The following is a 23,266-nucleotide window of genomic DNA, read 5'->3' as shown; positions in this document are numbered from 1 at the left end:
CTCATGGCTGATTCACTGATTTATTTGGAATTGGTGGGTTGGCAAAACTCGACAGAACTTATCGATGTGACCTGGCACAGGCAAGCATCCATGTTGGCGACGGAGCATGTCATGGACGTGGTGGTGTAGGGGGCAGGCAGACTCACGCCGGAAGTGGCCGAACCTGTTTGCGAGGAGGTGGTGGTGTAGCCCAAATAAGACACATGGCTGGCCATAGCACTGGCCGAGTTGGACGGGTTGACGGGGTTGGCTGAATTGGCCAAGCTGGCGGTGGTGGCAGAGAGCACCGGGGCCGATGAGGGCGCGGGCGTGATGGCCAGCTGATTGTTGTTCACCACCACTGCGTAGTTGTTCACATCGTTGCCAAGGGCATTGAGGCGGGAGGTGTAGGTGCCGATGTCCAGACCAGTGGCCAGGCCATTGAGCTGAATGTCATCGCCCGTGATGAAGCCTTGCGTGGTGGCCGGTTGTTGCCATTGGAGCAAGCCATTGAACATCACCTCGGTGGCCGTGCCGTTGACGGTTGCCGGTTTGGGGGTGATCTTGGCCAGGCCGGTCAAGGTGGTGCTGTCGAGCACATAGTTGGCCGCATCGTCACCGCTGATGCTCAAGCCGCGCACGGTGACCATTTTGTTGATCACTTGACCAGAGGCATCGCGGGTCACGTTCTTGTTGTCAAACACAACGCTGGTGTTGGCGAAATTGACCTTGTCAGCGCCGACGATTTCTGCACTGCGCATTTGGCTGAGCGATGCCAGGTTGTTGCTGTCATAGACCTTGTCCAGGGCATCCACCTTGACCACCAGTGTCTTAGGGGTGACCACATACCTGTCAGCGGTGCAGCAGGCGGTGAACCCACCAAAACTGTAGTTGTCCGCGTCTGCACCGGTGAGCGTTCCCACCACAGTTTGAATGTAGTTGCCCACCTTCAGCGTGTTGCTGGAGCTGTAGCCGGGGGCGACCAAGGTGGCAGTGGCAGGGGTGACCACATCGTTGGTCAAAACATTGCCAAAGCTCACGGCGCCTGTGACGATGGGGCTGCCATAAGTGGTGGAGGCGCCTGCAATGGCAGCGCCTGTCAGCGCCAGTTTGTTCACGGTGTAGTTGGCACTGCTGGTGGTTAGTCCCTCAAAGCTGTAGTTGTCTGCGTCTGCGCCAGTCAGCATGCCGGTCACGGACTGCGCGTAGCTGCCTGCTTTGAGGTTGCCGCTGGTGCTGTAGTTGGCTGAGCCAGCAGGCGCGATGGGCAAAGACCGGCTGCGCAGCAGTGAGGCCACGCTTGGGAAAACCAGGGTGGCCTCAGCGGGGGTGATGACATCCCCGCTGATCACATTGGTGAAGCTGACCGCGCCGGTGCTGATGGGTGTGCCGTAGGTGGTGGTGACATCCGCAATTGCAGCATCTTTCAGGGCCAACTTGTTGACCACGTAATTCGTCCCGGTGGTAGTCATGCCGTTGAAGCTGTAATTGTCAGCGTCGGTGCCGGTTAAGGCGCCCGTCACGCTTTGGGCGTAGCTGCCAGCTTTGAGGTTGTTGCTGCTGCTGTAGCTGGGCGTGACCAGTGTGGCGGTGGCCGGTGTCACCACATCTGTACCGATCACGTTGCCAAATGTCACCCCGCCAGTGGCGGCAGAGGTGCCATATGTCGTGCCGACATCGGCAATGGCGGCGCCCGTCAAAGCCAGCTTGCTGACCACATAGTTGCTACTGCTGGTGGTCATGCCACCAAAGCTGTAGTTGTCAGCATCGGTGCCGGTCAGGGCGCCAGTCACGCTTTGGGCGTAGCTGCCAGCTTTGAGCTGGTTGCTGCTGCTGTAGCCGGGCGTGACCAGTGTGGCGGTGGCCGGTGTCACCACATCTGTGCCGATCACGTTGCCAAAGCTCACCGCGCCAGTGGCGGCAGAGGTGCCATATGTCGTGCCGACATCGGCAATGGCGGCGCCTGTCAATGCCAGCTTGCTGACCACATAGTTGTTGCTGCTGGTAGTCATGCCCCCAAAGCTGTAGTTGTCAGCATCGGTGCCGGTCAAGGTGCCAGTCACGCTTTGGGCGTAGCTGCCTGCTTTGAGCTTGTTGCTGGAACTGAAGGCAGGATTGACCAGCGTGGCCGTGTCGGCATAGACCTGATCGGCGCCCAGCACATTGCCAAAGCTGACCGCACCCGTGGGGGTGGTGGTGCCGTAGACCGTGGCCGCATCGGCAATGGCTGCACCCGTCAGGGCCAGTTTCTTGACCACATAGTTGGGCGTCGATGTGGTCATGCCGCTGAAGCTGTAGTTGTCAGCGTCGGTGCCGGTCAAGGTGCCGATCACGTTTTGGGCATAGCTGCCCGCCTTCAGGTTGCCGCTGGAACTTGTCGCAGCGTCGACTAAGGTGACCGCAGCAGGCGTGACGACATCGCTGCCCAGTACATTGTCGAAGGTGACCGCGCCATTGGCGGCATAGGTGCCGTACGTCGTTGAGACATTGGCAATGGCCGCGCCAGTCAATTCACGCTTTTTGACCACGTAGTTGTTGGAGGTCGTGGTCATTCCGCCAAAGCTGTAGTTGTCGCCATCGGCGCCGCTCAAGTTGCCGATCACGTTCTGGGCGTAGTTGCCCGCTTTGAGGTTGCCACTGGAACTCTGCGCGGCAGCCACCAAGATAGAGCCTGCGGGGGTCACCACGTCACCGGCAATCACATTGCGGAAAGTCACCGCGCCATTGGCGGCGATGGTGCCGTAGGTGGTGGTCACGTCCGCAATCGCAGCGCCGGTCAAGGCCAGCTTGTTGACCGTGTAATTGTTACTGGTGGTCGTCAGGCCGGTGAAGCTGTAGTTGTCTGCATCTGTGCCGGTCAAACTGCCGGTCACGTTTTGCGCATAGCTGCCCGCCTTCAAGTTGTTGCTGGTGCTGTAGCCGGGCGTGACCAGTGTGGCGGTGGCGGGTGTGACAACATCGCTGTCGATCACGTTGGTGAAGGTAACAGCGCCGGTGTTGGCGGTTGTGCCATAGGTCGTGGTTACATCGGCGATGGCAGCTCCGTTCAGTGCTAGCTTGTTGACCACATAGTTCTTGTCGGTGGTCGTGATGCCTGCAAAGCTGTAGTTGCTGGCATCGTCGCCGCTGATGGCGGTGGCAGTCTGGTTATAGCTGCCTGCTTTGAGGTTACCGCTGGTGCTGATGTTGGCGCTGCTGTTTGCGTCGACGATGGATGCGACAGACGTGACTTTGTCTTTGCTGCCGACTGCGCCTTGCACGTTCGTGAAACTCACAGCACCTGCATCGGCTGCAGTGGCGTAAGTGGTGGTGACGCCAGCAATCGCTGCACCGGTCAAAGCCAGCTTGTTGACCACGTAGTTATTGTCGGTGGTCGTGATGCCCGCAAAGCTGTAGTTGGCGGCATCGTCGCCGCTGATGGCGGTGGCAGTCTGGTTATAGCTGCCTGCTTTGAGGTTACCGCTGGTGCTGATATTGGCGGCATTGCTGGCATCTACGATGGATGCGACAGAAGTTACTTTGTCTTTACTGCCGACTGCGCCTTGCACGTTCGTGAAACTCACAGCACCTGCATCAGCCGCTGTGGCGTAAGTGGTGGTGACGCCTGCAATCGCAGCGCCGGTCAAAGCCAGCTTGTTGACCACGTAGTTATTGTCAGTGGTCGTGATGCCCGCAAAGCTGTAGTTGGCGGCATCGTCGCCGCTGATGACTGTAGCGGTTTGGTTGTAGCTGCCTGCTTTGAGGTTACCGCTGGTGCTGATGTTGGCGCTGCTGTTTGCGTCGACGATGGATGCGACAGACGTGACTTTGTCTTTGCTGCCGACCGCGCCTTGCACGTTCGTGAAACTCACAGCACCTGCATCAGCCGCTGTGGCGTAAGTGGTGGTGACGCCTGCAATCGCAGCGCCGGTCAAAGCCAGCTTGTTGACCACGTAGTTATTGTCAGTGGTCGTGATGCCCGCAAAGCTGTAGTTGGCGGCATCGTCGCCGCTGATGACTGTAGCGGTTTGGTTGTAGCTGCCTGCTTTGAGGTTACCGCTGGTGCTGATGTTGGCGCTGCTGTTTGCGTCGACGATGGATGCGACAGACGTGACTTTGTCTTTGCTGCCGACTGCGCCTTGCACGTTCGTGAAACTCACAGCACCCGCATCAGCCGCTGTGGCGTAAGTGGTTGTGACGCCTGCAATGGCTGCACCGGTCAAAGCCAGCTTCTCGACCACATAGTTGGTCGACGCTGTCGTGAAGTTGGGCAGGCTGTAGTTGCCGGCTTGGCTGCCGGTCAAGGTGCTGTCGGTGGTTTGGAAGTAACTGCCCGCCTTGAGCTGGCCGCTGCTGCTGTTTTGGGCGCTGACCAAGCTGGCCGATGCGTTGACCACATCGCCTGTTTCCAGGCCCGTCAACGTCACGGCACCGGTGTTGGCCGGTGAGCCATAGGTGGTTTGCACGGCGGAGATGTCGGTGGCCGCCAGGGTTTTTGGCGTGATGGTGCTGTTGCTGTTGCCCAGACGCGTTACGGTGTAGTTGCCGCCGCTGTTGCCGTCGTTCAGGGTCACGCTGTCGAGCGTGACGGTCTTGTTGCTCAAGACCGTGCCGCTGGTATCGCGCGAGACATTCTTGTCGGTGTAGCTGATGGTGGCACCGCTCACGGTGTCGCCCGCGATCAACTGACCCGTGAGTGCGTCCAGATCCGCTGTCGTGGTGGTGTAAGTTGTATTGCCGTTGTACGTCTTGCTCACGCTGGCCGCAGTCAGCGTCACATCCTTGGGTGTGATGCTGCCGGTGCCGGTGACCGTGCTCACCTGGATGGCGTAGTTGCTGGCATCGGTGCCACTCAGACCCAGGCCGGTGAAGGAGTAGGTGCGACTGCCTGCATTTTTGCTGTCGAAGCTGCCGCCCGTGCTGCTGGCGCTCACCACGTCGGCCGTCATGACCCCGGAGGTGTTCAGCGTTCGGCCAAGCAGTGATGTGCTGCCGTCATAGACCTTGGAGACATCCACAGCGCTCAGTGTCAATACCTTGGGGTCAATCGTCAGCACACCGCCATTGACCACGCGGTCAACGAAGTTCGGGTTGCTGCTGGGGGCAATGGTGATGGCTGAGCTGTTGTAGGTGTAGTTGCCCACATTGACAAAGCCACCGGTGGACAGCTTGCCCGTGCTGTCAATCAAGGTCGAGAAAGTGACCGAGGTGCCAGTGTTGTCGGTGGCCTGCCAATTGCCATTGCCCAAAGCGGTCATGTTCAGATTGACCAGACTGCCGACGCTGCAATCGCTGCTCAAGCAGTACTGGGCCGTGACCGCGTCTGCGCTGGCACCGGCCGTGGTGCCGGTCAAGCTGCCATAGGTATAGGTTTTGCCGCCAATGCCAATCAGCAGTTTGTCTGCAGGCACCACCGTGAGCTGACCCTTGGTCACGCTGACGGTGTAATTGCCATTGTTGGCTGTGGGGGCCGCGCTCAGGTCATACACATTGGCATAAACGCCAGCCACCGGATAGGTCGCGCCTGAGTAGGTGCGTGTGGGGCTGCCAGTCAAGGCGGTTGCGGCCGTGTCGCCGTTCACAAATCCGGTGTAACTCAGACCCTTGTCGGCCGCCAGGTTGCCATCTTGCGTCACAAAGGCCGTGGTGTCGTTGACCTTGACCGACAACAGTGCGGGGGTGATCTTGCCCACCAGACCGGTGGCCGAAGTGGGCAACTGGTAGTTGCTCAGCAAAGTGCCCGAAGCGGCTGTGAAGTCGCCAGTAGCCAGGGTGACCGAGACCGTGCCTGTGCCACTGTTGTCCGATACATTTTTGCTGGCATAGCTGCCGTTGACCTGCGTGACGCTGGCGCCTTCGCTGCCCACCCAGCCGGTCAGTGCAAAGTGGCTGTTGTTCAGGTTGGTGGCGGTGGTGGTGCCGTCGTAGGTTTTTTCCACAGTGCCGGTCAAGGCCGCTTGCAAGCTGGCTTTGGTGATGTTGGCCGTGGTGCTCGCAGCGCCAGTGGTGGTCAGTGCGTAGTTGGCCCAGTCGCCAGTGCCATTGGCTTTGGTCAGAGCGGTGACATCAGCGACATCGACTGCGATGCCGGTGGCGACGTTTTTGTCCGCAAAGACCCCCGTGCCGATGACGCTCAAGGTTTCGCCAGCGACGGTGCCGCTGACCACGCCCGATGAAATGCTGGCCGTGGTGTTGCCGTCATAAGTCTTGTGGGCGGCCACGACGCTGTCCAGCGTCACCGACTTGGGCGTGATGTGGGCGGTGGTGCTCATGCTGCCCGAGGTGCTCAGGCTGTAGTTGTTCCAGTCACCCGAGCCATTGGTCTGGGTGAGGGCGGTCACGTCAGAGACCGTCACGGTCTTGTCGTTGGCCACGTTCTTGTCAGAGAAACTGCCCGTGCCACTGACGGCCAGGGATTCCCCAGCGATGGTGCCGCTGATGGCACCAGACAGGATCGTGGCGGTGGCGCTGCCGTCATAGGTTTTGCTGGCAGCGGTGATGTTGTCCAGGATGACAGATTTCTTGTGAATGTCTGCCAGGGTGCTGGGCTGGTCGGTCACGGTGTAGTTGCCGAGGTCTGCGCCGCCGAGCGTGTTGCTCAAATTGACGGTTTTACCGGCCGCTGCGTTCTTGTCGCTGAAGGTGCCGGTGCTGTTCACGGTCAGGTCATCACCTGTCACTTTGTCATTGAAGATCGCGCCGGCGGTCGAAACCGTCGCCGCAGTGTTGCCGTCATAGGTCTTGTTGGCAGCGGTGATGCCGGAGAGGCTGATGGCCTTCTTGGTGATGTCGGCCGTGGTGCTGGCCTGATCGGTCACCGTGTAGTTGGCCAGGTCTGCGCCACCCAGGGTGTTGACCAGGGCCACGGATTTGCCCACCGCGACATTCTTGTCGCTGAAGGTGCCGGTGCTGAGCACCGAGAGGTCATCTCCAGAGACTTTGTCATTGAAGACAGCGCTGGCAGTCGACACCGTGGCCGATGTGCTGCCGTCGTAGGTCTTGTTGCTGGCGGTGATGCCGCTCAGGCTGATGCTCTTCTTGCTGATGTCGGCCGTGGTGCTGACCTGATCGGTCACGCTGTAGTTGCCCAGATCGGTGCCACCCAAGGTGTTGACCAAGGTCACGGTCTTGCCGGTGGCGGCGGTCTTGTCGCTGAAGGTGCCGGTGCTGGCCACCGTGAGCACGTCGCCCGCAATTTGGTCATTGAACACAGCGTTGGCAGTGAAGACTGTCGCCGTCGTGTTGCCATCGTAGGTCTTGCTGGCGGCCGTGATGCCGGAGAGGCTGATGGTCTTTTTGGCGATGTCGGCCGTGGTGCTGGCCTGGTCGGTGATGGTGTAGTTGCCCAGATCATCACCGCCCAGGGTGTTGCTCAGGTTGACGGTCTTGCCTGTTGCCGCGTTCTTGTCGCTGAAGGTGCCGGTGCTGGTGACGCTCAGTTTGTCGCCTGCGATCTGGTCGTTGAAGACCGCATGGGTGGTGGAGACGGTGGCCGAGTTGTTGCCGTCGTAAGTCTTGTTGGCGGCGGTGATGCCGCTCAGGCTGATGGTCTTTTTGGTGATGTCGGCCGTGGTGCTGGCCTGATCGGTGATGGTGTAGTTACCCAGATCGGTGCCGCCCAGGGTGTTGACCAGTGTGACTGTCTTGCCATTGGCGGCCGTCTTGTCGCTGAAAGTGCCGGTGCTGCTCACGGTCAGCACATCACCAGTAATCTGGTCGTTGAACACAACACCCGTGGTGGAAACCGTTGCGCTCGTGTTGCCGTCGTAAGTCTTGTTGGCGGCGGTGATGCCGGAGAGGCTGATGGCCTTTTTGCTGATATCGGCCGTGGTGCTGAGCTGTTCGGTCACGCTGTAGTTGCCCAGATCAGCGCCACCCAAGGTGTTGACCAGTGTCACGGTCTTGCCGATGGCAGCCGTCTTGTCGCTGAAGGTGCCGGTGCTGGTCACCGAGAGGTCGTCGCCAGAGACTTTGTCATTGAAGACAGCGCTGGACGTGGACATCGTCGCCGTCGTGTTGCCGTCGTAGGTCTTGCTGGCGGCGGTGATGCCGGAGAGGCTAATGGCTTTCTTGCTGATGTCGGCCGTGGTGCTGGCCTGGTCGGTCACGGTGTAATTGGCGAGGTCATCACCGCTCAGGGTGTTGCTCAGGTTGACGGTCTTGCCCGTTGCCGCGTTCTTGTCGCTGAAGGTGCCGGTGCTGGTGACGCTCAGTTTGTCGCCTGCAACCTGGTCGTTGAACACGGCGCTGGCGGTGGAGACGGTGGCCGAGGTGTTGCCGTCGTAAGTCTTGTTGGCGGCGGTGATGCCGCTCAGACTGATGGCCTTTTTCGTGATGTCGGCCGTGGTGCTGGCCTGATCGGTCACGGTGTAGTTGGCGAGGTCTGTGCCGCCCAGGGTGTTGACCAAGTTTACGGTCTTGCCGTTGGCAGCTGTTTTGTCGCTGAAGGTGCCCGTGCTGGTGACGGTCAGTACATCACCAGTAATCTGGTCGTTGAACACAACACCCGTTGTGGAAACCGTTGCGCTCGTGTTGCCGTCGTAAGTCTTGTTGGCGGCGGTGATGCCGCTCAGGCCGATGGCCTTCTTGCTGATGTCGGCCGTGGTGCTGGCCTGATCGGTCACGGTGTAGTTGCCCAGATCAGCACCCCCCAGGGTGTTGCTCAGGTTGACGGTCTTTCCGGTGGCAGCCGTCTTGTCGCTGAAAGTGCCGGTGCTGGTTACCGAGAGGTCGTCACCAGAGACTTTGTTGTTGAAAAAGGCGCTGCCGGTGGACACGGTGGCGGCTGTTGTTCCGTCGTAGGTCTTGCTGGCGGCGGTGATGCCGGAGAGGCTGATGGTCCTCTTGGCGATGTCGGCCGTGGTGTTGACCTGGTCGGTCACGATGTAGTTGGCCAGGTCTGCGCCACCCAGGGTGTTGCTCAGGTTGACGGTCTTGCCCGTTGCCGCGTTCTTGTCACTGAAACTGCCGGAGCTGGTGACGCTCAGTTTGTCGCCTGCAATCTGGTCGTTGAACACGGCGCTGGCGGTGGAGACGGTGGCCGAGCTGCTGCCGTCGTAAGTCTTGTTCGCGGCGGTGATGCCGCTCAAGCTGATGGCCTTCTTGCTGATGTCGGCCGTGGTGCTGGTCTGATCGGTGATGCTGTAGTTGCCCAGATCAAGGCCACTCAAGGTGTTGGTCAGGTTGACCGTCTTGCCGCTGGCGGCTGTCTTGTCGCTGAAGCTGCCTGTGCTGAGCACCGAAAGGTCGTCGCCAGAGACTTTGTCATTGAAGACAGCGTTGGTGGTGGACACGGTGGCGGTCACCGTGCCGTCGTAAGTTTTGCTGGCGGCCGTGATGCCGGAGAGGCTGATGGCTTTTTTGCCGATATCGGCTGTGGTGCTGGCCTGGTCGGTCACGGTGTAGTTGCCCAAATCATCACCCGCCAAGGTGTTGACCAAGGCCACGGTTTTGCCCACCGCGACATTTTTGTCGCTGAAGGTGCCGGTGCTGGTGACGCTCAGTTTGTCGCCTGCGATCTGATCGTTGAACACAGCGCCAGTGGTGGATACTGTGGCCGAGGTGCTGCCGTCATAAGTCTTATTGCTGGCGGTGATGCCACTCAGGCTGATGGCCTTTTTGGCGATGTCGGCTGTTGTGCTGGCCTGATCGGTGACGGTGTAGTTGGTGAGGTCCGCACCCCCCAAGGTGTTGACCAGCGTCACGGTCTTGACCGTGGCGGCCGTTTTGTCGCTGAAGGTGCCGGAGCTGCTCACCGTGAGCACATCGCCCGCAATCTGGTCATTGAACACAGCGCTGGCCGTGGACACCGTGGCCGACGTGTTGCCGTCGTAAGTCTTGTTGGCGGCGGTGATGCCGGAGAGGCTGATGGCTTTCTTGCTGATGTCGGCCGTGGTGTTGGCCTGGTCGGTCACGGTGTAGTTGGCCAGGTCATCACCGCCCAGGGTGTTGCTCAGGTTGACGGTTTTGCCCGTGGCGGCTGTCTTGTCGCTGAAGGTGCCGGCGCTGGTGACGCTGAGTTTGTCGCCTGCGATCTGGTCGTTGAAGACCGCATTGGTGGTGGAGACGGTGGCCGAGGTGTTGCCGTCGTAAGTCTTGTTGGCGGCGGTGATGCCGGAGAGGCTGATGGTCTTTTTGGTGATGTCGGCCGTGGTGCTGGCTTGGTCGGTGACGGTGTAGTTGCCCAGATCGGTGCCGCCCAATGTGTTGACCAAAGTGACGGTCTTGCCGGTGGCGGCGGTCTTGTCGGCAAAGCTGCCGGTGCTGATCACCGAGAGGTCGTCGCCAGAGACTTTGTCATTGAAGACAGCGCTGGCGGTGGAGACGGTGGCCGATGTGCCGCCGTCATAGGTCTTGCTGGCGGCGGTGATGCCCGTCAGGGTGATGGCTTTGGGCGTGATGTCGGCCGTGGTGCTCAGTGCACCGGTGGTCGTCAAGCGGTAGTTGCTCCAGTCGCCCGTGCCATTGCTTTGGCTCAAGGTCGTGACATCGGACACCGTGACTGTCTTGCCTGCTGCGGCGTTCTTGTCGCTGAACGAACCCACGCCGCTGACCAGCAAAGTCTCGCTGCCCACACCGGTGGCAATGCTGCCTGCGGTGATGCTGGCGCTCGCGGTGCCGTCATACACCTTGTTGGCCGCGCTCAGGCTGCTCAGGCTCACATCTTTGCGGGTGATGTCCGCAATGGTGTTGGCCGTGGTGTTTTGCAAGGCGTAATTGCCTGAATCGGTGCCCGCGATGGCAATGCCCGCGATGGCTACCGATTTGGCCGTGCCGGCATTCTTGTCGGCAAACACGGCACTGGTGTTGCTGAAGTCCACCACATCGCCGCTGACGATGTCGGTCGAGCTGCCTGCCACACTGGCGGCCACACCACCGTCATAGGTCTTGCTGGTGGCGCTGTAGCTGGCCGTCAGGTTTTTGGCGGTCACGTTGGCGGTGGTCGTGGCGCTGCTGTTTTGCAGGCTGTAGTTGCCCGCATCGGCGCCGCTCAGGCCAATGCCCGTCACGGTCACGGTTTTGCCAATGCCCACGTTTTTGTTGTCAAAGCTGGCGGCAGTGTTGCTCAGGCTGACCGCGTCGCCGCTGATCACATCGCCGGAGTTGCCCGTCACGCTGGCCAAAGTGTTGCCGTCGTAGGTTTTGCTGACAGCACTGTAGTTGGCCGTCAGGCTTTTGGGCGTGATGGTGCTGGTGGTGTTGTCGATGTAGGTGACGGTGTAGTTGTTGCCGTTGTTACCATCGTTGATGGTGACTGCCGACACGCTCACCACCTTGTTGCCCGCGCCGACATTTTTGTCGTTGAAGCTGAAGGCGCCGCCTGTGATGGAGTCGCTGGCATACAGCTGCGTGCCCTGGGTGACGAGGGCGGTGCCGACGGCGGCCGTCGTGCGGTCATAGACCTTCACCACATCGCTGCTGGTCAGCTTCAAGGCCGCAGGCGTGATCACGCCGTCGTTGCCAGTCAACGTGGTGGCGCCACCTGCCAGGTGGTAGTTGGCGGCGTCGGCCCCGCTCAGGGTGATGCCAGAGACGGTATAGGCCAGGCCTGTGCCTGCGTTCTTGCTGGCAAAAGCTGTTGAGCCGCCAATTGACAAGACATCGCCCGTCACTTTGCCGCCCATGCCCAGCACATTGCTGATGGCGGTGGTGCCGTCGTACACCTTGCTCACGTTGGTGGCTGTGGGGGCGATTTCTTGGGTGTTGACCGTCAAGGTGCCCACGAAGATCATGGGGCCGATAAAGTTGCCGCCCGTCACTGTGGGGGCGGCATCCTTGATAGCGTAGGTGCCCACCACCGTGTTGCCCGAAGTGCTCAAGGCTGCCAAGCTGGTGCCACTGTAAGGCTTGAGCACCGTATTGACCGTGGTGCCGACACCGTCGTTGAAGGTGTAGTTGTTGCCCGTGCCAGTACGCGTCAGGGTAATGATGGCGTCGTCGTTCGAATCCAGGTACTGCGCCGTGGTCTCATACGTCACGGCGCTGCCGTAAGTGGTGGTCACATTGCTGGTGCGCACCAGCAAGCGGTCAGCCGGCACGATGGTGTAGTCACCGTTGACGTAGCTGATGTCGTAGTTGCCCGATGTCAAGCCGCTGGGTGCCAGCACGCCGCTGTAGTTGCCTGCCTTGCCCTCGCTTGCATTGGTGCGGTTGATGGTCAGGTTGCCGCCCAGCACGCCGGGCGTTTCACCGGCCACCAGACCCGTGTAGCTCACGCCGGCATAACCCGCCACATCGCTGCGGCCCACAAAGCGCGCATCGGCATTGGCCGTCACGGTCAGGCTGGCCTTGTTGATGACGCTGCTGACATCGTCTACATAGGTGATGCTGTAGTTGGCGCTCATGTCGGCGTTGGCCGCGTCCTTGATCGTCACGCCCGAAGCCCGCACGGTTTTGCCTGTGCCCGCGTTCTTGTCCAGGAAGGCTTGGCTGCCCGCACTGTCCACACTGTCGCCAGCACCGGCCAAGGCGCCCACGGTGCCTGTGCCCGAGGCGTTCAAGGTGCCGTCATAGGTCTTGCTCACCGAAGTGGCCGTCACCGTCAAAGCTGCTTTGTCAATGACCAAATTGGCGTTGTTCAGGGTGACGTTGTAGTTGCTGGCGTCTGTGCCACCCACGGCCAGACTCGACACATAGGTGCCCGCATGTTTGCCGCTGGCCTGGCCCGACACGGTGACCGTGTCCCCGGCGATGAAGCCACTGGTGGTCTCGGTAGCCTGGTTTTGCAGCGTGCCGTTGTACGTGGTGCTCGTGGCTGTGGCGTTCACCGTGGCCGATTTTGGCGTCACGTTGACTTGGGAGCCCACAGTCGACAGCGTGTTGTAGTTGCTGCTCAGACCGCCATTGGCACTGCTGCCCAGGGCCAGACCGGCCAAGCTGTTCAGGGCTTGCTGCACCTGCACATTCTTGCTGGACAGGTTGCCAGCGCTGCCGGTGCCTGTGATGGCGAAGGTTTCGCCGCCCACGCCCGTGGCCGTCAGGTACTGACCGGCAAAAGAGGTGCCCGCGTCATACACGCGTGTGCCCGACAGGACCAGATCAGCGCGGCCAATCTGCAATGTGCCATTGGCCGTGGTCACGGTGTAGTTGGCTTCGGTGCCCGCTGTCACGGTGTTGGTGTAGCTGCCTGCGTTCTTGCCGGTGGCGCCTGCAGCGCTGACGCTGCTCAGGCTGGCGACGGTGTCCGAGCCCAGCAGGCCCGAGACGGTGAAGCCCGACACGCTTTGGTCGGCGCCGTTGTAGGTGAGCGAGCCGCTGTTGCCGGTGGCGGTCAAAGCGGCCTTGCCAATTTGCAAAGTGCCGTTGGCCGTGCTCACGGTGTAGTTGGCTTCGGTGCCTGCGGTGACCACGTTGCTGTAGGTTCCCGCATTCTTGCCGGTGGCGCCTGCGGCGGTGATGCTGCTCAGGCTGGAGACGGTGTCCGAACCCAACAGGCCCGAGACGGTGAAGCCCGACACGCTTTGGTCGGCGCCGTTGTAGGTGAGGGCGCCGCTGTTGCCGGTGGCTGTCAAGCTGGCTTTGCCGATTTGCAAAGTGCCGTTGGTCGTGGTCACGGTGTAGTTGGCTTCGGTGCCAGCGGTGACCGTGTTGGTGTACGTGCCTGCGTTCTTGCCCGATGCGCCCGTGGCCGAAACGCTCGCCAGGCTGGCAACGGTGTCGCTTCCTTGCAGGCCCGAGACGGTGAACCCCGTCACGCTCTGCGTGCCGCCGTTGTAGGTGACCGAGCCGCTGTTGCCGGTGGCCGTCAAAGCGGCCTTGTCAATTTGCAGCGTGCCATTGACCGTGGTCACGGTGTAGTTGGTTTCGGTGCCCGCTGTGACTGTGTTGCTGTATGTGCCAGCGTTCTTGCCGGTGGCTCCTGAAGCGGACAGCGTACTCAGGCCCGAAACGGTGTCGCTGCCCAGCAGGCCCGACACGGTCAGGCCGCTCACGCTGTGGTCGGCGCCGTTGTAGGTGACGGTGCCGCTGTTGCCGGTGGCGGTCAGTGCCGCTTTGCCAATCACCAGATTGGCGTTGTTGACGGTGATGCTGTAGTTGCCCAGATCGGCGCCGCTGACGGCCAGATTGGAGGCATAGCTGCCTGCGTTTTGGCCACTGACCTGGCCGGTCACGGTGATCGAATCCCCGGCGATGAAGCCGCTGATGGTTTCGGCCAGCTGGTTTTGTGTGGCGGCGTTGTAAGTCACGTTGGTGGCCGTGGCGCTGACGGTGGCGGATTTTGGTGTCACGCTCACGCTCGATGCGACCGTGCTCAAGGCGTTGTAGTTGCCAGTCAGGCCGCCATTGGCACTCGTGCCCAAGCTCAGGCCGGTGAGGCTGCTCAAGACCTGGTTGGTCTGCACATTTTTACTGGCCAAATTGCTGGCGTCGCCTGTGCCGGTCATGGTGAAGGTCTCACCCGCCACGCCGGTGGCCGTCAGGTACTGCCCGGCAAAGGTCTTGCTGGCGTCGTATACGCGTGTGCCCGACAGCACCAGATCGGCGCGACCAATCTGCATGCTGCCGTTGACGGTGTTGATGGTGTAGTTGGCCTCGGTGCCCGCCGTCACGGTGTTGGTGTAGCTGCCCGCGTTCTTGCCCGAAGCGCCTGTGGCGTTGAGGCTGGCCAGGCTGGATGCCTGGTCGCTGCCTTGCAGACCGGTCACGGTGAAGCCGTTGACGCTTTGGGTGTTGCCGTTGTAGGTGAAACTGCCGCTGTTGCCAGTGGCGGTCAGGATGGCCTTGTCAATTTGCAAGGTGCCGTTGACCGTGTTCACGATGTAGTTGGTTTCGGTGCCCGCGCTGACCACGTTGCTGTAAGTGCCTGCGTTTTGGGCTGAGGCACCCGAGGCGGACAGCGTGCTCAGGCTGCTCACGGTGTCGCTGCCTTGCAGGCCGATGACGGTCAAACCGCTCACGCTCTGGGTGCTTCCGTTGTAGGTGACCGAGCCGCTGTTGCCGGTGGCGGTCAGGGTGGCCTTGTCAATTTGCAAGGTGCCGTTGACCGTGGTGATGGTGTAGTTGGTCTCAGTGCCTGCGCTGACCACGTTGCTGTAAGTGCCTGCATTTTTGGCTGTGGCACCCGAGGCGGACAGCGTGCTCAGGCTGCCCGCAGTGTCGCTGCCTTGCAGACCGGTGACGGTCAAGCCACTTACGCTTTGGTTGTTACCGTTGTAGGTGACGGTGCTGCTGTTGCCCGTGGCGGTCAGTGCGGCCTTGTCAATGACCAGGCTCGCGTTGTTGACGGTGACGCTGTAGTTGCCCAGATCGGTGCCGGTGAGCGCCAGGTTGGAAGCATAGCTGCCTGCATTTTTGCCGCTGGCCTGGCCGGTCACGGTGATCGCATCCCCGGCGATGAAGCCGCTGGTGGTTTCGGCCAGTTGGTTTTGCGTCGCGGCGTTGTAGGTCAGGTTGGTGGCCGTGGCGCTGACGGTGGCGGCTTTGGGTGTCACGCTCACGCTCGATGCCGTGGCGCTCAAGGGGTTGTAGTTGTCACTCAAACCGCCATTGCTGCTGCTGCCCAGCGACAGGCCTGCCAAGCTGCTCAAGGACTGCGCGCTTTGGACATTCTTGGTGGCCAGGTTGCTGGCATCGCCGCTTCCTGCGACTGTGAACGTCTCGCCCGCCACGCCGGTGGCGGTCAGGTACTGTCCGGCAAATGTGGTGCCCGCGTCATAGACGCGTGTGCCCGCCAGGCTCAGATTGGCTTTGTCCACCGTCAAGGTGCCGGGCGTGTAAAGCAGGGTGTAGCCCAGATCGCTGGTGCCGGTGCCCGTCAGGGTGTAGGTGCCCGCATTTTTGGCGCCTTGCGATGTGCCTGCCGTGGTGGTGGTCACCAGGGCGTTGGTGTCACCATTCACATACCCGGTGTACGTCAGGCCGTTGTTGCCGCTGTAGGCTTGCGCATCGTAAGTCTTGCTGGCGTTGATGAAGGCGGCCGTCAAGATGGGCGATTCACGGTAAATCGCAAAAAGGCCCGAACCCAAGGCTGCTGTTGTGGTGTTGTAGTTGGTGGTGAGCTCATCGCTGTTGAAGCGGCTGTTGCCCGGCAAAACGCCCAGGCCCGTGCTGCCCGCCACTGATCCTGTTTCGATGGTGATGCGCGCACCTGTTCCTGCCGTCAAAGCGCCACTGCCCGACAGCGTGACGTCGCCGCCTGTGGCGGTTCCGGCGGCGGTGGATTTTCCGGCTTCCAGGAAGATCGCTGAGCTGCTGGTGTTGGTGGTGCTGATGGCTTGCGTGACCGACAGATTGGCATCGGTGACCAAATTGACCGTGCCGCCCGTCAGGCTGATCGCGTTGGCAACGGTCAGGTTGTTCGCCGCGCCGGTGATGCTGGCCGACACATTGCCTGTGCCCGAAATGGTGTTGGCGATGGTGGTGTCGGCCGCGCGCACATAGCTCAAGTTGGCGTTGTTGCTGAGCGTGACACTGCCCGCGCCCAAAGTGCCCGTGGTGCCCGCATTGCCCACTTGCAAGGTGCCGCCACTGATGGAGGTCGTGCCTGCATACGTGTTGTCTGCCGTCAGCGTTGTGGTGCCTGCACCGGTTTGCGACAAGGTGCCCGAGCCACTGATGGTGTTGCTGACCAGCACGGCGTCCGAGCGATTGAAGGTCAAATTGCCGTTGTCCACGACCGCACCCGTGCCCAGGGTGCCGGTCGTGCCGCCATTGCCCACTTGCAGGGTGCCTGCGCTGATGGTGGTGGTGCCTGCGTAGCTGTTGGCGCCCGTCAGGATGGAGGTGCCTGTGCCCGCCTGCGTCAAGGTGCCTGTGCCACTGATGGCATTGGCCACGGTCATCGCGTTGCTTCGGTTGAACACCAGTGAGGCGTTGTCGGTGACAGCGCCGGTGCCCAAGGTGCCGGTGGTGCCTCCATCGCCAATTTGCAAGGTGCCTGCGCTGATGGTGGTGTTGCCTGTATAGGTGTTGGTGCCGGTCAGGATTTGCGTGCCCGCGCCGACTTTGCTGAGCGAGGTGACGCCGGTGTTGCTCGTCGTTGACTTGATGTCGCCCGAAAAAGTAGCGGTCCCCGCCGTGGGGTTGTAAGTGCCGGCTGCAGTGCCATTGACGCCCACCGTGATGCTGCCGGAGGTGCTCCATCCCGTTGCCACAGTGCCTGCACCCGTTAGGGCATCGACGCGAACATTGGACTCGGAGCCATAAAATAAGGCGCCCGATGCCACATTCAAGCTGGATAAGTTGTTGGTCCATACTTCATTGCTGCTGGAACCACCGACAAAACTACCCGCTTGAACATCAATCAGCGAGCCTGCACCCATGTTGAAGGTGCCCGCTGTGGTGTTCCACACCACCTGCCCGGCCCCTGTTTTGGTGAGGGTGCCATTGCCCGCAAAAGTCGTGTTGGTGTAAGCGGTGGTGTTGATGCCTGTGGCTACATCGAAATTCAAGGTGGCGCCGCTGGCGATGTTGAACTGGCCTGTGCCGTACTGCGCCGTGTTGGACGTGGCCTTTAAAGACAGTGTGCCCGCATTGACATACGTTTGGCCCGTGTAGGTGTTGTTGACGGTGCCGGTGCCCGCCTGTGGAAACGTCAGCACACCCGTGCCTGCTTGGGTCACGGTGCCCGAGCCGCTGATGGCATTGGAGACGGTGATGTTGTCCGAGCGGTTGAAGACCAAGGCGCTGTTGTCGGTGACCGACCCCGTGCCCAAAGAGCCGGTGGTGCCGCCGTTGCCCACTTGCAAGGTGCCTGCTGTGGTGGTGGTGATGCCGGTGTAGGTGTTATTGGCCAAGAGCAAGCCAATGCCGCCTGCGCCGTTTTCTGTCACGGTGCCGGGGCCGCTGATGGTACTGGCCACGGTTGACGTGCCCGATGTGTTGGTGAACGACAAATTGGAGGCACTGTCGGTCAGCGTGAGCGTGCTGCCCGCAGCACCCAAATAGCCGCCGGTGCCGATGGCCAAGGTCTTGCCCGCATTCACGGTGGTGGCACCGGCAAAGGCACTGCTGTTGCCGGTCAAGGTGACCACACCAGCCCCGGCCTGAATCAGGCTGCCTGCACCCGTGATGACGGATGCGTTTGAATAGGCCTCTGCACGGTTGAAGGTCAGTTTGGTGCCCGCCGCGATGTTCAGGTTGGTGGCATCCAGCGTAGCCGTTGTAGAGCCCGTCGCGGCAGTGCCGTCACCAACCTGCACGTTGCCCGCATTGATGTTGAAGCTGGTGGCGCTGACTTTGTCTTTGATCAGCAGGTTGCCACCACCGGACATGTTGACCGTGCCAGCGCCTTGCAAGCCAAAAGCGGCTTGCGCACTTTGCGTGAAGGCCAACGCTGCAAAACTGCCATCCAAAAGTGTGGTGCCACTGGTCGCAGGGGTCAGGTTCAAGTTGACGTTGGCCGAGTTGGCGTTGAACACACCGCTGATGGTATTGGTGGCGCCACCACTGGTGCTGAAGACGTTTGTCGTTCCCGTGGCGCCAATGGGATTGCCCCCAAAATTCATGGTGCCGCCACCCAGCCCGCCAGTGAAGTTGAAGGCCGTATTTTTCCACCAGCCATTGCCAGCACTGCTGATCGAAAAGCTCGATGTGTTTTCTACGTTCACGCTGGCTGGATTGAGCTGGGCATACGTGGCGCCTGGTGCAAGCGTCAAGCTGCCCGCCTTCACCGTGTAGGCGTTGGAGATGTTGCTGGCCACCGGTGTGGCGGGCGCGACAAGCGCCCACGAGTCAAGCGTCAAAGCCCCGGTGCCCGCCTTGGTGAAGTTGGCGGCGTTGATCGCGCCGTCATAGTTGCTGGTGCCACTTTGCGTGAAGGTCACGCTGGCATTTTTGTTGGTGGTGTCGCCTATCGCACCTGCACCCGTGATCGTGCCGCTGGTCGATGTCAGGTTGATGTTGGAACCCGTGCCCGTGGTGCCGGTGTCTTTGATCGCGGCCGCATTGACCAAGTTGCCATTCGATGTGATGTTGATCGTGGCCGCCGTGCCCGAGCTGGTGATCGAGCCCGCGCTGGTCAAATTGACGCCGGTGTTGGTGGTCGTGGCCACATTGCCCAAAATGTTGACGTTGCCCGTCGCGGTGATGCTGCTGGCAATGTTGACAGCGTTGGTGGCGCTGCCCGAGCTGGCACCCGCCGTGAGAGCGCCAGTGCTCCAGTTGATGGCGCCCCCGGTGTTGTCCAGAGACACGTTGGTGCCCGCCAGTGCAGCGGTGGTCGAGATGGCCCCGCCAGCCGTTTGCAACAAAAGGCCCGCACCACTGGTGAACGCGCTAGACGCGGTCAGGGTGCTGCCCGACTGCAGGTACACATTGCCCGTGGTCGCGGCTGTGGTCACTGCGGCAGTGGTGGTCATGGCCCCCGATGTGGTGCTGCCAATCTTGAGGGTGCCTGCCTTGATCAGATTCATCTCGGCATTGGAGATGCCCAGGGTGAGCGGCGTGGTGTTGAGCACATCATTCCCGCCCACATTGATCAAAGTGCCGGCTGTTTTATTCTGAATGGTGGTGGTGCCCGTGCCCGAGTTGATGGTGGCCGTCTGTATTTGCGTGCTGTCTGAGGTCAAGATCACATTGGCACTCGTTGTGCCTGTGGCCACGCCCACCGTGCCGCCACCAATCAGAATGCCGACACTTCCTGTGCCCGTCCCGCCCGTGCCGATGATGTTGATGTCGCCGCCTTGCGACGTCACACTTGTGCCCGCCGTGGTGGCTGTATAAACCCCCCAGTTATTGCCTGTAGGGCCTTTGCCACCCGTTCCGGTGATCGTGACGGTGCCAGCCCCCACGCCAGCAACGGCGCCACCACTGATGGCCACACCGATATCGCTGGTGCTGGAACCGGTGCCCGTGTTGCCACCGTAACCGGTGATGGCAATATTGCCGCCAGTAGACGTGACTTTGGCGCCCGTGCCCAGAGCTGTGCCGTAAATGTAATTGCCGGTGGACGTAGCGGCTCGGGCATCGCCGATGATGGACACTGTTCCAGTCGATCCACCCGTGACCGTGGTATTACTCAATGACACGCCGGTGCCGTTGGTGTTGGTGGTCGTGTTGTTGTAGCCCCTCAAGTCGATCGTTCCGGCGCCACTGGTTTGAATCGAACCACCGTTCACGTTGATACCCTGAATCGCTGGCGCCGAAGGCGCAGCGGCCCAGGTGGTGCCCGTCATGGCAATGTTGCCGCCCCCCGCATTGAAGGCGGCTGTGGCCAGATCAATGCCTTTGGTCGAGGTGCCACCATCTCCCACGGCCACGCCAGAGCCATTGAGGGCTGATCCCCCCCCCAAAGTGATGTTGCCGCCATTGCTGGTCACGCCCGAGCCGGTGTTGAACACAATGCCGCCCGCGCCGCTGGCATCGCTGTCGCTGTTGAGCAGCACATTGAGCATGCCCGAACTGCCGGTGATGGTGGTGTTGGTGGCCACGGTGATGTTGTTGTTGGCCAGCAGGCTCAAGGTGGCATCTGTGCCCGCTGTTTTGGTGACGGCGCCGTTGACCGCGATGTTGCCGCTGCTGAGCACAGACAGGCTGGCACTGGTGTTGCCCATGGCGCCCATGTTGAGGGCGTTCACGGTGACGGCCCCCGAGCCGGTGGCATCATTGCGGCCCACCACGATCTTGCCTGCGGTGATCGCGCCCAATTCGGCGGCTGACACATCCAGGCCCAGGGTGGTTCCAGTCAGGGTGTCGGTGCCGGTGCCGCCCACGTTGACCGTGGTGGTGCCTGTGCGGTTCTTGACCGTCACGGTGCCTGTGCCCGCATTGATGACGCCTGCGCCTGAGTCGATCACCAGACTGTCGGTGATCAGTGTGATCGGGGCATTGTTGCTGCTGAAAATACCGCCCTTCATGGTGCCATAAAACCGGATGCCAGAACTGGTGGAGCCGACGGTATCGGATATGCCAGTGACGGTGATGGCACCGCCTGAAGATGAGATGCCATTGGTGAAACTGGTGCTGAACAACGCAATGCCGAAGTTTGACCCTGACGTGCCTGAGCCACCTGTTCCGGTGACATTCACGGTTCCTGTTCCGCCTGCCGTGATGAGTCCACTGGCGAGGGATATGCCATAGCTGAAGGTGCCTGTACCCGTTGATGCCCCACCCCCAGTGCCCGTGACCGATACATTGCCCCCGGTGGAGGTGATCAGAGCATCTGAGGTTCCGTTGCTTTGCAGTCTGACGCCATGGAAGTTTCCGCCGCTAGGGCCAGTGGTGCTGGCTGTCCCTGTGATCGTGACTGTGCCAGTGCTGCCACCCGTTATGGATGTACCGTTGACAAACACCCCATCTGAGTTATTACTGGTTGAAGCCGCACTTCCTGATATTTGTAGCGTTCCAGCTCCAGTCGTGCTGATGGTGCTGCCATTCATGTTCACGCCTGAGGCCACAATTGCCCCAGACATGCCGTAACCGTTCATCAAGATGTTACCGCCACCTGCATTGATGGTGGCACTGGTCAGGGTGATGCCATTGACGTTGGTGGCGTTGCCTCTGGCCCAACTGGCACCCGTTCCTGCAGTACCCCCGCCCAGCGTGATGTTGCCTCCCAGACTGGTGATGCCCGAGCCGCTGTTCATCACAATGGCGCCTGCACCGCCGCCGTCGACATCGCTGTTGAGCACCACGTTCAAGGCGCCGCTGGTGGAGCTGATGGTGGTGTTGGCGGCCAACACAATGTCGTTTTGGGCCTTCAGGGTCAGCGTGGCTGCAGCGCCGCTGGTTTTGGCAATGCTGGCGTTGACCGTAATATTGCCTGCGCTGGCACCTGCGGTGCCTCCGGCCAGGGTCACGCTGGTGCCTGCATTCAGGCTGTTGGCAATGTCCGAGGCCAGGATGACGGAGTCAAGCACCGCGTTGTAGTTGGCGTTGTAAACGGTGCCCGAGGCGCCGCTGGCGGCGATGGTGATGTTGAAGGGGTCCAGCAGCCATTCGCCTGCTTGGACGCGCGCCTCTTGTGATTTCAGGACATCGCCCGATGTTTCGACCAAGCCCCCTTGGCTTTCCAGCCTGGCACCGCTCACATCGGTGTAACGCGCCAGCACGCCGGTGTCTTCGTCACGCCCAATGATGATGTCGCCGCCTTTGCGGGTCTGGCCTTTGTCGTCTTTGCCGGTGCTGTTGGCGTTGATGCTGCCGTCCACCTTGATGGTGCCGCCGTCCGCCAGCAGATGCACCGCACCGCCTTGCGCGCCCGAAGTGTCAATGCTGCCCGATTGCAGCACGCTGGCCATGGCATTGCCCATGGCGGCCGCTTGCATATAAACCTGACCGCCTTCGGTGACGATGCTGCCGCCTTTTTGGTTGGCCACGGCCGCGTTGATGGCGGCAGGGCTCAATTCCATCTTGATGCGGCCTGTGCCCGTCATGGGCAGGGTGATGACTTCGGCGGCGCCCAGGGCCACGTTGCCTTGGGGCGCGTAAATTTTTCCCTCGTTGCTCACGCTGGCACCCAGCAGGGCCACATAACCGCCGGGGGCGGCTGTCAGCGTGCCTTGGTTGACGACTTCGCTGGTGGCGCCATCGCGGGTGAAGCGGTTGCGCCCGGCCATGAAGTCGGCGTCTGAAATGTTGAGCGTGCTGGCCGTCAGGCCTGCGGCGCTGACCGAGCCGTCTTTGCCAAAAGTGACACCGTTGGGGTTGACCAAAACGACCTGGCCATTGGCCGACATCTGGCCAAAGATCTGGCTGGGGGCCACGCCCGTGACACGGTTGAGCAGCACGGCCTGGGCATTGGGCTGAACGATGTTGACTTTGGCATCTTTGCCAATGTCAAAACTTTGCCAGTTGACCACGGCGCGGGCGGTGCTCTGATTGATCGCCATGTTGGCGCCGCTTTGGCTGATGGCCACAGCGCCCTGGGCCACCTTGCCGCCAGAGGGCAGGGCGTTGTTGGCGGGCGCAGCCCAGGCCAGGGTGATCAGAGCAAAGCTGAAGACGAGGGGGCCGATGAAATACGCGCCTCCCGCACTCAAGACTCCCATGAGGTTGAAGCCGCCCACACCATGGCCGCCCGTGGCTTTGCCTTGGCTGGTGGCGTGCTCGCCCACGGCAACCAAAGCGCCCAAACGCTTGGAGAAGACCGTCTTGAATAAATTCGAATTCATTTATGAACACCAAAAGGACAAAAACAAACGACTTGTTGAAAGTATTTATTTATGTTGAAGAATCGCTATTGGTGATTTTGTAGAAATAAACGCCAAAAGTAATCACCCAATTGGGGTACTCCCAGCTGTTTTTGAGAAAATTATTGAAAATTCATCAAATATGAAAATGTTGATCTGTTGCGCTGAATCCACCTGTGCACACGTCGCTGATTTCGCAACGTCGGACTCTGCGAGTGCCGACCTACAAAGCGTTTGCG

At 60.8% G+C, this 23,266-nt stretch carries 1 protein-coding gene; it reads right to left on the bottom strand.

The window, feature by feature from the left end:
* Positions 1-20 precede the first annotated feature (20 nt).
* Entirely contained in the window at positions 21-23,009 is a 22,989-nt protein-coding gene (locus B9Z51_RS00365; protein ID WP_108370863.1) for a YDG domain-containing protein, read from the bottom strand.
* Between the last annotated feature and the right edge of the window lie 257 nt (positions 23,010-23,266).

The sequence above is a fragment of the Limnohabitans sp. T6-5 genome (genome assembly GCF_003063315.1).
Classification (GTDB): Bacteria; Pseudomonadota; Gammaproteobacteria; order Burkholderiales; family Burkholderiaceae_C; genus Limnohabitans_A.
The sequence above is the reverse complement of the archived record's forward strand: the minus strand, read 5'-3'. Positions and strand labels throughout refer to the sequence as shown.

Excerpts from the sequence above, each read along its gene's own strand:
- B9Z51_RS00365 (WP_108370863.1), bottom strand. The coding sequence starts at position 23,009 with ATGAATTCGAATTTATTCAAGACGGTCTTCTCCAAGCGTTTGGGCGCT.